This is a genomic window from Pseudomonas sp. AL03 (assembly GCF_029960815.1).
In the GTDB taxonomy this organism is placed as follows: Bacteria; Pseudomonadota; Gammaproteobacteria; order Pseudomonadales; family Pseudomonadaceae; genus Aquipseudomonas.
Genome location: NZ_JASBRE010000045.1, coordinates 1 through 13375, shown reverse-complemented (window position 1 = coordinate 13375; position 13375 = coordinate 1). Strand labels below are relative to the sequence as shown.

Annotated in this window: 12 protein-coding genes, 1 tRNA gene and 2 pseudogenes; 2 read left to right on the top strand and 13 right to left on the bottom strand. The window is 58.5% G+C overall.

Annotation, left to right across the window (positions count from 1 at the left end; translation table 11 throughout):
* Positions 1-91: 91 nt before the first annotated feature.
* The gene (locus QK293_RS26160; RefSeq protein WP_282382890.1) at positions 92-631 is read right to left on the bottom strand and encodes an AidA/PixA family protein; all 540 of its coding nucleotides are present in this window, start codon (positions 629-631) and stop codon (positions 92-94) included.
* A gap of 121 nt (positions 632-752) precedes the next feature.
* A pseudogene (locus QK293_RS26155) lies at positions 753-1257 on the bottom strand (inclusion body family protein).
* 379 nt (positions 1258-1636) lie between these two features.
* Between QK293_RS26155 and tam the strand changes: the two are divergent.
* Positions 1637-2407: a trans-aconitate 2-methyltransferase gene (gene tam / locus QK293_RS26150; protein ID WP_282382888.1), complete on the top strand. Its 771-nt coding sequence runs from the start codon at positions 1637-1639 to the stop codon at positions 2405-2407.
* Between the two features lie 51 nt (positions 2408-2458).
* Here the strand turns inward: tam and QK293_RS26145 are convergent, their stop codons facing one another.
* The 8 genes from QK293_RS26145 to QK293_RS26110 form a co-directional block, all read right to left on the bottom strand.
* Positions 2459-3187 (bottom strand): class I SAM-dependent methyltransferase, encoded by a 729-nt coding sequence (locus tag QK293_RS26145; protein ID WP_282382885.1) that lies wholly within the window; start codon positions 3185-3187, stop codon positions 2459-2461.
* 439 nt (positions 3188-3626) lie between these two features.
* Positions 3627-3890, bottom strand: coding sequence for a short-chain dehydrogenase (locus QK293_RS26140; RefSeq protein ID WP_282382883.1), 264 nt, complete (start codon positions 3888-3890; stop codon positions 3627-3629).
* 466 nt (positions 3891-4356) lie between these two features.
* Positions 4357-4430: transfer RNA gene (locus tag QK293_RS26135), tRNA-Gly, on the bottom strand.
* 162 nt (positions 4431-4592) lie between these two features.
* Complete coding sequence (locus QK293_RS26130; protein WP_282382881.1) at positions 4593-5477, bottom strand: alpha/beta hydrolase; 885 nt, start codon at positions 5475-5477, stop codon at positions 4593-4595.
* Positions 5478-5792: 315 nt separating this feature from the next.
* Entirely contained in the window at positions 5793-6485 is a 693-nt protein-coding gene (locus QK293_RS26125) for a pseudouridine synthase (protein ID WP_282382879.1), read from the bottom strand.
* A 33-nt stretch (positions 6486-6518) separates the two neighbouring features.
* The gene (locus tag QK293_RS26120) at positions 6519-6737 is read right to left on the bottom strand and encodes a cysteine-rich CWC family protein (RefSeq protein ID WP_282382877.1); all 219 of its coding nucleotides are present in this window, start codon (positions 6735-6737) and stop codon (positions 6519-6521) included.
* A gap of 6 nt (positions 6738-6743) precedes the next feature.
* Positions 6744-8231, bottom strand: coding sequence for a sensor domain-containing diguanylate cyclase (locus QK293_RS26115; protein WP_282382875.1), 1488 nt, complete (start codon positions 8229-8231; stop codon positions 6744-6746).
* A gap of 181 nt (positions 8232-8412) precedes the next feature.
* On the bottom strand, positions 8413-8778 hold the full coding sequence (locus QK293_RS26110; RefSeq protein ID WP_282382873.1) for a DUF5064 family protein: 366 nt from the start codon (positions 8776-8778) through the stop codon (positions 8413-8415).
* Positions 8779-8967: 189 nt separating this feature from the next.
* On the opposite strand from QK293_RS26110, the pseudogene QK293_RS26105 reads away from it, so the two are divergent.
* Positions 8968-9123, top strand: a pseudogene (locus QK293_RS26105) (AlkA N-terminal domain-containing protein); the annotation flags it as partial.
* Here the strand turns inward: QK293_RS26105 and QK293_RS26100 are convergent.
* From QK293_RS26100 to QK293_RS26090, 3 genes are all read right to left on the bottom strand, one after another.
* Positions 9119-10450, bottom strand: coding sequence for a CoA transferase (locus QK293_RS26100; RefSeq protein ID WP_282382870.1), 1332 nt, complete (start codon positions 10448-10450; stop codon positions 9119-9121). The pseudogene QK293_RS26105 and the gene QK293_RS26100 overlap by 5 nt on opposite strands.
* Positions 10451-10597: 147 nt before the next feature.
* On the bottom strand, positions 10598-12736 hold the full coding sequence (locus tag QK293_RS26095; RefSeq protein WP_282382867.1) for a methyl-accepting chemotaxis protein: 2139 nt from the start codon (positions 12734-12736) through the stop codon (positions 10598-10600).
* 178 nt (positions 12737-12914) lie between these two features.
* A complete protein-coding gene (locus tag QK293_RS26090; protein ID WP_282382864.1) occupies positions 12915-13304 on the bottom strand; it encodes a YbaN family protein in 390 nt (129 codons plus the stop codon).
* Positions 13305-13375: the final 71 nt, after the last annotated feature.

Here is a 13375-nt window from a genome sequence, read left to right as displayed (position 1 = left end):
TTCAGACAGCGACGGTGTGTGGGAAATTCTTATTACATTTACATGTTCAATAAAAAACCGATCCATGAGGTCGGTTTTTTTGGATTTCTGTTCACTCCGTCAACTTCACGTCCACTGCCCAACTGAAGTATCCCAACGGCTCGCAGCCTTTATTGATCAGCATGAATTTCAGAGCGCACGTCTCAACCCCTGTGGTGAGCTGCGTGCAGTGCCAGTAATGATCATCGGCCGTGTGGCTGCCCGGTTGGGTCGGGTTTTCGGGGGCGGGTGCGGGGACAGTCAGGTCTGCGTGGACCACCAGTTCAGGCGGTGAAAGTACCCCGGCATCACCTACAGACCTCTCGTAGAACACCACGCTGTATTCGGCGAGCAGGCTGACGGTCCTGCCACGGATATGAAAGTCCTTTCCGTTACTGGCGAGAAGCGTCATTAAGCTGTCATTTGTTGTACTTTGTGTTGTGTTTGTGCCGCTGATGGCGAAGATGAAACCTTCCTCAATCTCGGTAGGGTTTTGCGGCTCAAGACTGGGCTGCGGATAACGTGAAAGCAGCGATTCGGCATCGACGATCAGCAGCACATTATTGGCTGGCGCGATACTCGCCGAGGGGGAGGCAATCGGTTCGGAAGTCATCATGGATTCCTTTCATGATGTTGATGCAAGACGGCAGCCGCATCGGTTCAAAGACATCCCGTCACGGCCGAGGCGGCAACAAACTCGGTAGGCCCCTCGTTGCCAAGGGGCCTGGTCATCGTCAATTACGGATGGTAATGAACGGATCCCACGAGCAGCAGCCGACAATCTTGCAGTCGCGATCAACGATCAGGAAATGGAAGTGGTAGGTCACGCTACCGCACGAAAGGGTTTCCGAAGACCAGTAATGGTTATCGACTTTCTGGCAGCTCGGCACCGATGGGTTGCTGGTGTTGGGAACGGCAACACAGGCGGTAGCCTTGCGCGGCGTGGGGGTGGAGATCAATTCGTTGCCGACGTTGCCAACGAACTTGTAGAAAATCACTGCCGTCTCGAAGCTCTGCGACAGACTGGTTTCACGCCAGCGAATCAAGTCGCCCACCTGGGCTCTCAAGTTAAGTTCGCCGCCTGCCTGGCCGCTGACCACGTTGTTCTGATTGGTCACCATGTACCCATGATTGACGTCGATCAGCGTTGGCGACGCAGGATTCTTGGCTGATGTTCGGGTGGTTTTTCAGAATGGTTTCGGTGTCGATGGAAACAAGTACATCCGTGACTCGAGACATAGTAACGCTCCATTTTCATAGTGAATGCCTGGTATCTTTCCAGGCACCACAACGCTTGCTTGCCTTGCGGTCGTTGCGAAAACACTACGGGCGGAACCCACTTGGCACGGGCATGAGCTGGCCTTGCGAACGGTCGGTTTAGTTATCAATTCAGACGATTTGGCGATTAGAAAGCGCTCATTCAAATTCTCGTTGTTGTTGGCACCAGTTATACATCCGCACTGGGAGCAGCGTAATAATGGCTGGCATTGGCAGCGAGGGGGCTGGGTCAACTGACCATCGTTCGCCATAGGTCGGATAGGACAGAGCACATCGGTCGGCGTATCGTAGCGAACCGTTATCTGCCCTGCCCATGACAACGCACCGACAGGAGAACGCAATGAGTTGGTCCGCCAAACAATACGTCGCTTTTGAAGATGAACGCACACGCCCCGCGCGTGACCTGCTGGCCGCAATCCCCGCTGTGGAAGCGCGCTCGGCAATCGACATCGGTTGCGGCCCCGGCAATTCGACCGAGTTGCTGGTTGAGCGCTTCGCCAATGCCACGGTGCGTGGCTTGGACAGTTCGACCGATATGATCGACGCCGCCCGCAAGCGCCTGCCGCAGGTGCAATTCGATACGGCTGACATTGATACCTGGAACGAGAACGGCCCGTTCGATGTGATTTTCGCCAACGCGGTGTTGCAGTGGGTGCCCGATCACGCAACGCTATTGCCTTCGCTGGCGGCCCGACTGACCCAGGGCGGCAGCCTGGCCATTCAGATGCCCGACAATCTCAACGAGCCGTCCCATCGTCTGATGCGCGAAGTCGCTGCCGATGGGCCGTGGGCCAGCAAGTTGGCGGACGCCGCCGGGCAACGCACGGAAATGGCGAGCGCCAGCGATTACTACTCGATGCTGCGCTCCCACTGCGCCCGGGTCGATATCTGGCGCACCACCTACCATCACCCGCTCGCGGGTGGCGCGTCGGGTGTGGTCGAGTGGTTCAAAGGCAGCGGATTGCGGCCGTTTCTCGAACCGCTGGATGAGGCGGAAAAAGCGCAATACCTCAACCAGTATCAAGCCGCGCTCGAGCAGGCGTATCCCGCCCTAAGCGATGGTTCGGTGCTGTTGCCATTCCCGCGGTTGTTTATTGTCGCGACCCGTTAGTGCAAAAAGGGACGGATCACGCTGAACGTTATCTGTCCCTTTGCTTGGCACTCAGCGCTGAACGCTGACCAGCATCATCATCGGGCGCTCCCGCTCTTCGGCCAGGGCCGGTTGCGCCGCCATTTCTGCATTGGTCGGCCCCCATTCGTTGACATGCTGGATCCTGAAATCTGCGCCAATCAGCGTATTGAGCAAGGTGCCGATGGTTCGGTGCTGCTTGATCACGCCTTCGGCCAACCAGTTGGTCACACGCTCTCCTTCCAATTGATAACTGTCCACCGGCCAGCGCTTGTTACCTTCGCTATCAATCAGCCAGCCCGGATTGCGCGGGGCCATGAAGATCGGGTGTTCAATTGAAAATACGAAGCGTGAACCGGGTTTAAGGGCCGCGTGGATTTTGGCGAACAGTCCTGGGAGATCCTTGATGTAGTGCAGCGCCAGAGAGCTATAGGCGAGGTCGAAACTGGCTGCGGGTAAAGCGAGTTGTTCCAGATCGGCACGGGCGTATTTGATATTCGTCGCCGACGTAGTGTTGCGTGCCTGCTCCAGCATTTTTTCCGAGACGTCCAGGCCGAGCACGCTGTCGGCACCTTGATCACTGGCCCAGCGGCAGAACCAGCCGTATCCGCAGCCGAGGTCTACGACCTTCAGGCCTTTCATTGATGGCAGCATTGCTTTGAGCGCAGGCCATTCCGGTGCTGCGTCGAGGCCGCCAATGGAACGGGCTATTTGGCTGTAGCCCTGGAAAAATTCTGGATCGTCGTAGATATTTTGAGTCATGTTCGGGAGGCTCTGTTGAGATCGTTCACGGGCAGCACCTGATGTGCGGCCGATTGGGTTCCCTCGGAGGTTTATGGCGCGTGTTCGCTGATGGCCGCGCAGGGGAGAGGGTGGTTGAAGATAGGGGAGATGCTAGCGGGTTGAGCGGGGAAGGGGAACGGGGTTGGGCGTGGGGGGTTTATAAGCAGTGCTCTTATCAAAGAGAGCCGGCCATTCAGGGGTATTGCCGATCAGTAAAAAAATTGCAGGCAACACACACTTTTTGTAGCAGCTGGCGAAGCCTGCGTTCGGCTGCGAAGCAGACGTAAAATCAGGTGATGTGGTGTTTCAGGAGGTCCGCGCGTACAGGGTTTACGACTGCTGCGCAGCCGAACGCAGGCTTCGCCAGCGGCTACAAATTGAGGACACCCCGAAAGAGGCGTCCCGTATCACATCAGAACTATTGCGCATCAATACGTCGAGCAATGACGTCCAGCACATCGCAGCCATCGCGCAAGGGAATGCAGCAGAGCATTGCGAAGTCGCTGAGAATCACCGAATCGGTGGTGATGTCGCCGCGCATTGCGAGGTTTTCCAGGATCTGCGTAACCGCACCAATTCTGTAGCGGGCAGTGCTCAGCAGTGAATGCAGCGGTTGGGTGGTATTTACATACAGCGAGGGAAGGTCGTCGGCGTTGCTGGTTAAAGCCATATATTCGTTCATGAGTGATTACCGTTAGTAGGTGAAAGACCTACCACTCAATCGTCGCCAAACAAAAGGGTGGTAGCTGTACGCGGGTTGGCGAACCGGACAACGGTAAAACCGGCAGACCCAAAGGTCTCCCACGCACAGCCACCAAAAAAAGCGCAGCCAGGTGCAGTCAGAAACGCTCCGAAAAAACTCCGAGGCTTCTGGGTCGTTGTCATCGAGTCGCCAAACCCGATACGCCATTTGGGCGTGAACGGACTATAGGCTTCGTGACAAAAACACAGCAATGCGCAAGTGTACGGACAATTCCCAGAGTCGTGTAGGACCTTGCCTTTCTGGAGGCCGACTTCGCTCAGAGCCCCAAATAATGGGGGGAGAACCAGCGTTTCACCAAATCTCATGCACAAAAAAACCGGCCATCAAGGCCGGTTTTTCTTTACTGCATCCCCCGTCAAAAAACGACGTGAGACCAAAATTCGATTGGAGCGGGTGAAGGGAATCGAACCCTCGTTATCAGCTTGGGAAGCTGGAGTAATGCCATTATACGACACCCGCTCAGAGCGGCTGACTTTGTACCAGATGTGCGCGTGGAAATGAAGTTTTTCTTTGTGCGCGATGGCTTTATCGCCGGGTGAAACACATGCAGTGACCGCGTGACGGTCATTCGCGGGCAAGCCTTGCTCCTACAGGGCGGGGCTTGCTCGCGATGACTCTGTTTCAGATGGCCAATGCATGTTGGTCCTGCATGTAGTGGTAACGCGGTCGGCTTTCGTGTTGCGAAGGTTTCAGAAAGCCCAGCAATGCGGTGCGGCTGTCTCGGCAAGCAGCTTTGTGCTCCATGTCGAGAAAGTGCCCGGTCGCCCCAAGGGTGGTGAAGGTGGCGTGTTGCACATGGTTGGCAAACAACTGAGCGCCATCGGCAGCGGTGTACTCGTCCCATTCGCCGTTCATGAACAGCACGGGCACCTTGATTTTCTCCGCGGCTTTCAGAAAGCACTGGCGATCGCTGTTGAGCAGGTCGCTGATGTGGTAGTGCATCTGCCCGTATTCATGCTCGGCAAGGGAACTGACGTGCCGATAATTGAAACGCTTGAACAGTGTCGGCAAGTGTTTGCCGATGGTGCTGTTCACCAGGTTGCCGACCCGGTCCCCGTCCCGGCTGCCGAGGTAATCGACACCGCGCTCGAGGTAGTCGAGCATGTGCGCGTTGATCTCCGGGGAGAACGAGCTGATCACGGCTTTTTCGATTCGTCGTGGCTGGTGGGCCAGGGCGACCAGGGTTGCGGCGCCACCCCAGGAAAACGACAGCACGTGTTCGGCGCCAAAGTGGTCGATCAGTTCCAGGAGGATTTGCCCTTCGACTTCCTTGGACAGCATTTTCTCATGCAGGTTGTGGGCTTTGGACTTGCCCGCGTAGGGCTGGTCGTAGCAAACCACATTGAACTGCGGGTGAAGATTTTTCACGGTTTGTGCAAACGACGCAGTCGTGGCCATCGAGCCGTTGACCAAAATAATGGTCTTCTCTGCGGCGTCTGCGCGATAGAACTCCGTGTAAACCCGATACTGACCCTGTATATCCAGCACAGCGATTTCTGGCCTCATGTCATAAGACTCCTGGCAAGCGGGTATGCGTGCAAATCAGATTGCACGAGCTTTGTGACAGGTAGGCATACGCCTGGAATTTGAGAGGCCCATGTCGATCCATTGCAGTCCGGTCGACGGGTATTGTTATTGGCGGGCAGTTTGCCGGGGGAGAGGCGGAACCTGAGGGTTCTCTACCGGCAAAAAAGTTTCTTAGAAGTATGTTGTGACTAGCCGGTCACATTTCGGCCGGCGTCCTGATTCAAGCAGCGGTCACGTCATCGCGCAAGTATCTTTGGCAAATTGTTCGACAACGTCTGCTGAGCGGTCGCCTGCTTAGATCAATTGAATCTCTTCGGTGCGTAATGCGCGGTACTCGCCCGGTTTCAGCGCACTGTCGAGCACCAGCGGGCCCATGCTTTCGCGGTGCAGGCGCAGCACCTTGTTGTCGAAATGGCCGAACATCCGCTTCACCTGGTGATACCTGCCTTCGACAATGCTCAGCCGCGCCGATTTTGCCCCGAGTAGCACCAGTCCGGCGGGTTGGGTAGTGAGATCCTCAAAGGCGAAGTACAGCCCCTCGGTGAACGCGACGGCATACTCCGGGCCAATGTCCTGCTCGGTCTCGACGTAATAAACCTTGGGCAGTTTGGTCTGTGGTTGGGTCAGGCGTCGCGACCAGCTGCCGTCGTTGGTGATCAGCATCAGACCGGTGGTGTTGAAATCCAGCCGACCGGCGATGTGCAGCTCATCCTTGTCCGGCTCATGGATCAGGTCGAGTACGGTCGGGTGCTCCGGATCACGGGTGGCGCTGACGCAGCCGGCTGGTTTGTGCAACATGAAGTGACGCACCGGTTTGCCGACTTGCAGCACCTCGTCATCGACGTCGACACGGCTGAACTCGCGTACTTCGGCGTGAGGGTCACTGACGATTTCCCCGTCGATCCTGACGCGCTTTTCCACCAGCAACAGACGCACCTGCTTACGGTTGAAGCGCGGCAGGTTGCTGAGGAAACGGTCAACACGCATGGTTAGAGGTCGGTGGGAAAAGGGCCGCGCATCTTACGTGATTGGCCGGGCGGATGCTTGCAACTGCGCCTCGACCCGAGCGCAGCCGGGGCACAAACAGGATGTGTCGCGCAGGCCGGCCGGCAGCGCTTCGAGCACTGCCGGGTCGATGCTGACGCCGTAGCACCAGCAGGCTCGATCGGCGGTTCGCGGGTCGGCCAGTGTACAGTCGTTGGAGGCGCCGCACGCTGGGCAGAGGTCAGGCTTGCTCATTTAGGGTTATGCATAACTGGAGTGAGGCATTTCCACGCAGGTGCGGTTACGGCCGGCTTGCTTGGCCCGGTACATCGCATGATCAGCCCTCGAGAGCAGCGTGTGCAAGGTGTCATCGGTCTGCAGGGTGGTAACGCCGATGCTCACGGTCAGCTGCAAGGCCTTATCGTTGTAGGCATAACGCTGTTGCTCGACATGCTGACGAATTTTCTCGGCGATCATCAGACCGGTCTCACCGTCAGTGTCCTTGAGTAGCACGATGAACTCCTCACCGCCCCAGCGGCAGACAATGTCGGAATGTCTCAGACAGCTCTCCAGATCCCGAGCGAAACCAATCAGCACCTGATCGCCGGCAAGGTGGCCGTAGGTGTCGTTCAAGGCCTTGAAGTGGTCCAGATCCAGCAGCATCGCGGTCAGTGGTTTGGGCTCGCGCTGGGCTTCGTGCATGGCTTGCGCCGCCAGCAAGTCGAAGCCGCGACGGTTCGGCAACTCGGTCAGGCTGTCGAGGATCGCCTGGGCCTGGATCTTGCCCTGATAGCGCTTGATCACCCGGTTGAGCAGGATCAGCACAATCAGCGTGACGATCAGGCAGATCAACAGGTTGAGGTACAGCGACTGGCGGATTTCACTGAGGGCGCCGTCTTCGCGTTTGTCGACGAACAAGTACCAGTTCAGCTCCGGAATGAAACGCACATTGAGGAAATGTCCCTGGCCCCGGACGGAATATTCGTAGCTGCCGCTGTGAGGTTTGGGCAGTTGGCTGACCAGGCCCTTCATGCTGTCGAGCTCGCCGAGGGTCTGCCCGATCCGCGCGCCTTCTGGGCCACCCTCGGCGCCCGTTAGCACCAAGCGCCCGAAGTTGTCGACGAAAAACACGCTGCGTTGATAACGCTGCTGATACTTGTCGATCAACTTGATCACCGCATCGACTGTCAGACCGACGCCCGCCGCGCCGATGAAACGGTTGTTGTAGTCGTAGACCTTGTAGTTGATGAAGAAGGTCTGGTTGTCCTTGTTGGCCATGTCCGGATCGACGTTGATCTCGTACGGATCGGCCATGTCACGTACGCGGAAATACCACGCATCGCGGGGCTCAGTGACTTTGACCTGCTTGAGTACGCCTTTGGCGTGGTAGTAAGTCAGGCTGCTGTTGGAAATGAAAAATGCGGTGTAGGCGCCGTAGTGGGTCATGACCTCGTTGAGGTAACGGGTTATTTTCTCGGGGTCTTTTTCGCCGTTCACCACCCAGTCGCGCATGAAGGTGTCGCGGGACATCATCGAGGAAATCAGGATCGGTCTGACGAGGTCTTTCTGGATTTCCGAGTAGACCGTGTCCGACGTCAGCGGCAGTTCGGTGTTGATGATGTTGTCGCGGATCGACGCTCGCGAGGCGTAGTAACTGAGGAAGGACGTGGCGAGAAAACCTGCGCCCAGCAGCGCGATCAGCGTGAGGACCAACGAACGTTGCGAATACAGCGGCGAGTGAAGCGGCATGACGATTCCGTTGGCAGTGACCCGATGGCAGGCATTCTAATGGCACTGTGGGGAAATAACTGCTGCATTTGTGGGGGGAATGGCGGGCGATTTTGAATGTCTTGATAAAGAGCTGAGTTGTTGGGCAGATCGACCCCTCACCAGCCCGCTCCCCAGTGGGGAGAGGGAGAGGGGGTCGCCTTCAGATTCGATCCAAATGCTCAGGTATGACCGGGTCACCGGATTTCACATCCAGCTGCGCCCGCACATCTTCAAACATGGCGTCGTACTCCTTATGTATCGTGCCGATACTGGCCTCTTTGGGCATCCCGTACTTCTGCGCAATGCGCGTGGCATGCCGGGCGAAGTCGAATGCCTGATCCTTGGGCAAGAAGAACTCTTCCTTCAGGTCCTTACCCTCGACTGAACCATGCATCTTGAAGAGCATGCCTTGACCTTCCTTGGGGTCCTGGGCGACTTCATAGTCGATGCTCAGGCTGAAACTGTAATCTTCCTTGTTCAGCGCGTGGCGCTCGATGTGCAGGTGACCGGGCTCGAACGTTGCCATTGGCGTCTCTCCTTCAAAAAGGCATTGAATCAGAGCAGACCTCAAGCCTGCCCTCGGAGTTTCTTTTATTGATCGCTAATCCGGGTGTCGCCGAGTCCGAGAGTGAACCGATCATCACGACTTTTCCAGTCTGTCGGGAGAACTTGGTTCATCCTGGTCAGCGTGGTCTCATCGGCAATTGGAGGTGTTATGACGGTGCTGCTGGAGTTCCTGCCGCCCTATGACTGGCCGGCGATGCTGGGGTTCTTGTCGGCGCGGGCGATTGTTGGGGTCGAGGTCGAGGTCGATGGCGTTTACTCGCACAGCACCGGGTTGAACGGTGTTCATGGCACACTTTCGATCAAGTCCACTGCGCACGATGCGCCCCCAATTCAGAAGCCGGAATCGCCCACTGCAACGGCGTCCCGATAATCTTCAGCGGCACCTGCAACCGATGCGCCGGTCCCCAGGGCGTCTGCTCAACCAACAGCCCTTGATCGCTGTCATCTTCTGCCCGCAACGGCTCATCCGTCCCCGCGCCGTTTTCAATCAGCAACTTCGCCGTACGCGCCAACGACAACCGCGCCGATCCACTACGCCCCAACAATCGAATCGCACTGGCCGCCATCAAATACCCGGTAGCGTGATCGAGCGCTTGCAATGGCAATGGCGTCGGCTTGTTCGCGTGTTTCCACTGCATGCCAGTGTCGGCGATCCCGCTGCTCATTTGTACCAGGCTGTCGAAACCGCGGCGGTTCTGCCAAGGGCCGCTCCAGCCGTAGGCATTGAGGCTGACATCGATCAGACCGGGCGCCAGTTTCTGGCGTTCGGCGACGCCGTAACCCAGGCGTTCCAGTGCATCCGCGCGGTAGCCGTGAAGCAGAATGTCAGCGTCCTTGAGCAGGCTTTCGAACACCGTGCGATCCGTCTTGTCGTGCAGGTCCAGGCGCGCGCAGCGTTTGCCCAGGGTGACTTCGGGCACCACGCCTGGTTCGTTCCAGATCGGTGGGTCGATACGCAAAACGTCGGCGCCAAGGCCTGCCAGAAAGCGGCTGGCAATCGGGCCGGCGAGCACTCGGGTTAAATCCAGGACCTTGATCCCGGCCAGCGGTTGCGCCACCGAGCCTTGCCATGGTTTCGCGTTCTGTCGGCGGTTGTCAGCAAACTGAATCAGCGGCTCGGCGTTCACGGCCTGGCCTTGGGGATGCGCCTGCCATTGCGCCCAGGTGCGCATCTCGGCGGCGCAGCCACCGGCATCGACCACGGCCTGCTCCAGATCACGTTTGACCCATTGAGCAACCTTGCTCGCCATCGCTGCACGGTCGGCACAGGCGCCGAGCACTTTTTCGGCAGCGGCGCGGTGATGGGGTGCATTGGTGTGCAGGCGGATCCAGCCATCCTGTGTGGCGTAGTCACCGGCAACCGGGTCCCAGAGCGGCGGGACGCTCCAGCCTATCGGGCGGATCGAAGTGGCGAACCAGAAAGAGGCCAGGCGGCGGTCGACCTCAAGGGGGGGCAAGCGGCCGGTTTGTTGCCGGAGCCATTCGCTGACAGCCTGGCCGGCAGCGGCAATGCTGGCGCACGCCAGGTCGGTGACGGCAAACGCCGAGGGCAGGGCGCCGCTCGAGGTGAACTTGACCTGGGTATGAGGCAAGCCGAGTGCGGCTTGAATGGACGTGAGTAAATCAGTCATCGAAGGCCCTCCGGAACGAGAGCTCGATCATAGTTGATAGATCGTTCCCACGCTCCGCGTGGGAATGCCTCACCGGACGCTCCGCGTCCGCTTTGGGGACGCAGAGCGTCCCTGGCTGCATTCCCACGCAGAGCGTGGGAACGATCATTACACCCTGAACTGATCCATCAATTTCATCTGATGGGTGGTCAACGCGTTGAGCTGGCTGCTGATCTGCGCTGACTCGGTGGCCTGCCCGGTCAAGGTTTCGGTGACGGTGCGGATCGCCGAGACGTTGCGGTTGACCTCTTCGGCCACGGCGCTCTGCTGTTCGGCGGCGCTGGCGATTTGCAGGTTCATGTCGCTGATGACCGTCACCGCGTCGCTGATTTTGCTCAAGGCCTGCACCGCTTGCTGGATCTGTCCGGCGTTGCTGTGGGCCTGGGTCTGGCTCGAATGCATGGTGGCAACCACGCCGCGAGTGCCGGTCTGGATGCGTTCGATCACGATGCGAATTTCTTCCACTGAATCCTGTGTGCGTTTGGCCAGGTTGCGCACCTCATCGGCGACCACCGCAAACCCGCGACCGCTCTCGCCGGCACGGGCTGCTTCAATCGCCGCGTTGAGCGCCAGCAGGTTGGTTTGTTCGGCGATGCTGCGGATCACTTCGAGCACCGAGCCGATCTGCTCGCTGTTGACCGCAAGCGCTTCGACTTCCGTCACCGCTTTGCTGACTTCGTCGGCCAGTTGATTGATGTCGCGGGTGCTGCGTTCGATGATCGACATGCCGTCACGGGCCGACTGGTCGGCACCCTTGGCCGCGTTAGCCGCGTTCGAGGCACTGTTGGCGACGTCGTGGGCGGTGGCGCTCATTTCGTTGGACGCGGTGGCGACCTGGTCGATTTCGCGGAACTGCACCTGCATGCCTTCGCTGGTCTGGCGGGCGATTTCCGAGGACTGGTCGGCCGTGCCGCGCGCATCGGTGATGCTTTGTTTGATCTGCGCGATGGTCGGTTGCAGCTTGTCGAGGAAACGGTTGAACCAGCTCACCAGTTCGCCCAGTTCGTCTTTCTTGCCGTAGTGCAGACGCTGAGTCAGGTCGCCGTCGCCGCTGGCAATCGCCTTGAGCATCTCGGCCACGCTATTGATTGGCCGAGTCACGCCGGACGCCGTGAGCCAGATCAGCAACAGTCCGACCAGGCCGGCAATTACCGCCACCAACACCGCTTTGAGGGTGCCGCTTTGCTGGGCGTCATCGAGTACGGCTTGCAACTTTACCGAGTCGGCCAGCAGCACTTGTTTCGGCAGGTCGATCACCACGCCCCAGGCTTTGGACTCGGCAATCGGACTGACCGGGTACACCGCGCGAATCAGGTCGCCCTGTTCGAGGATCTTCGGCGTGCCAGCGCTGAGCATTTGCAGGACGTCCTTGCCGTCCGCGCCCAAGGTGTCACCGATGCTTTTACCGACCTTGCTCGCGTCCTCGCTGTAACCGGCGAGCACGCCGCTGCCGGAGACGATCAGCATGTGCCCGGCGCTGTTGAACAGATCACGTTGGGAGTCGACAGTCGCCGCTTGCAGCGCGTCGAGGGCAATGTCCACACCGACCACGCCGATGGATTTGCCATCCACCAGCAGCGGTACGGAAATGGTCGTCATCAGCATTTCCTTGCCGCCGACGGTGTCGGCATAGGGGTCGAGCAGGCAGGTCCGCTTGCTGTCGCGAGGGCAGGTGTACCAGCTGTTGTAGGGTGTGCCGCTAAGGCTCAAGGTGGTTTTGGTCATGTCGTCTTCGACCATGATCGTGTTGATCCCGGCACCGCCGGCACGGCTCCAGTAGCTGGCGAAACGACCGGCTTCGTTGGACTGGCGAGCCGCATCGTTGGCGAACTCGCTGTCTTTGCCGTCCAGCCCGTTGGGCTCGAACGCCAGCCAGATCCCCAGCACTTTGCTGTTGCGATCGAAGGCGGTTTTCAGACTCTGGTTCAACTCTTCGCGCAGGGCGCCAGCTTCAAGGGAGCGCTTGCTCGCCAGGGTGCGCAAGTCCTTGATCTGATCGGCCAGGGCGGTCACCACCAGCAGACTTTCGCCGAAGGTCTTCTGCACCCGCACCGCTTGCTCGGCGGCCTTGGCCTGGAGCAGGTTCTGCACACTGGCGGTGAGCATCTTGCTGCTGGAGGCACTGACCAGTTCATCGTTCTGATCGGTCTGGTAGAGGTTCATGCCGACGATCAAGACGACCACGCCAAGCAGGCACAGACCGGACAGCAGGACGATTTTCAGGCGGATGGAGAGAGAGTCGAACATAGGACGAACTCGCGAATGGATGAGGTGTTGGCTGTGAGTCGGGATCGACCCGGCTTGCCAAGTCCATTCAGCGCCATTTCATGCACATCGGCGGGGGCGGCGGTTGCATGAACGCAAATCCGACAAACGGTAGCAGGTAAACGTTTGCGCAGGAAAATGCCCTGAAAAGGACAGAAATTCAGGAGATTGTCGGCAGTGATTCCGGCCGTGACCAGATCCACACATTACCCAGGCTCATGCCGGCGATGGCCAGGTAAATCGGCCAGCCATGATCGAGCATCACCAGCATCAACCCGGCGCCCAGCAGCATGCTGACGGTGGCGCTGACCTTGGCTCGGCGGGCGATGATTTTGCCGTTGCGCCAGTTACACAGGATCGGTCCGAACAGCCGGTGGTTTTCCAGCCAGGCACTCAGGCACGGCGAACTTTTGGTCGCGGCCCAAGCAGCCAGCAGGATGAACTCGGTGGTCGGCAGGCCGGGTACGACGATGGCGATCAGGCCGATGCCCAGGCTGACGTAGGCCAGCAGGCCGAAGAGGATTCGCGCGAGTTTTGAAGTGGTGCTCATAAAGTTTACGGTGACTTGTAGATACTCTGTTCACGGTCAAGCTTTCGCGAGATGTTTTTCGCTAAAAAGCT

Coding starts and splice junctions, on each gene's coding strand:
- QK293_RS26110 (WP_282382873.1), bottom strand. CDS start 8,778: ATGGCAACGTTCGAGCCCGGTCACCTGCACATCGAGCGCCACGCGCTG.
- QK293_RS26090 (WP_282382864.1), bottom strand. CDS start 13,304: ATGAGCACCACTTCAAAACTCGCGCGAATCCTCTTCGGCCTGCTGGCC.
- QK293_RS26125 (WP_282382879.1), bottom strand. CDS start 6,485: ATGCGTGTTGACCGTTTCCTCAGCAACCTGCCGCGCTTCAACCGTAAG.
- QK293_RS26120 (WP_282382877.1), bottom strand. CDS start 6,737: ATGAGCAAGCCTGACCTCTGCCCAGCGTGCGGCGCCTCCAACGACTGT.
- QK293_RS26140 (WP_282382883.1), bottom strand. CDS start 3,890: ATGAACGAATATATGGCTTTAACCAGCAACGCCGACGACCTTCCCTCG.
- QK293_RS26095 (WP_282382867.1), bottom strand. CDS start 12,736: ATGTTCGACTCTCTCTCCATCCGCCTGAAAATCGTCCTGCTGTCCGGT.
- tam (WP_282382888.1), top strand. CDS start 1,637: ATGAGTTGGTCCGCCAAACAATACGTCGCTTTTGAAGATGAACGCACA.
- QK293_RS26160 (WP_282382890.1), bottom strand. CDS start 631: ATGACTTCCGAACCGATTGCCTCCCCCTCGGCGAGTATCGCGCCAGCC.
- QK293_RS26145 (WP_282382885.1), bottom strand. CDS start 3,187: ATGACTCAAAATATCTACGACGATCCAGAATTTTTCCAGGGCTACAGC.
- QK293_RS26115 (WP_282382875.1), bottom strand. CDS start 8,231: ATGCCGCTTCACTCGCCGCTGTATTCGCAACGTTCGTTGGTCCTCACG.
- QK293_RS26100 (WP_282382870.1), bottom strand. CDS start 10,450: ATGACTGATTTACTCACGTCCATTCAAGCCGCACTCGGCTTGCCTCAT.
- QK293_RS26130 (WP_282382881.1), bottom strand. CDS start 5,477: ATGAGGCCAGAAATCGCTGTGCTGGATATACAGGGTCAGTATCGGGTT.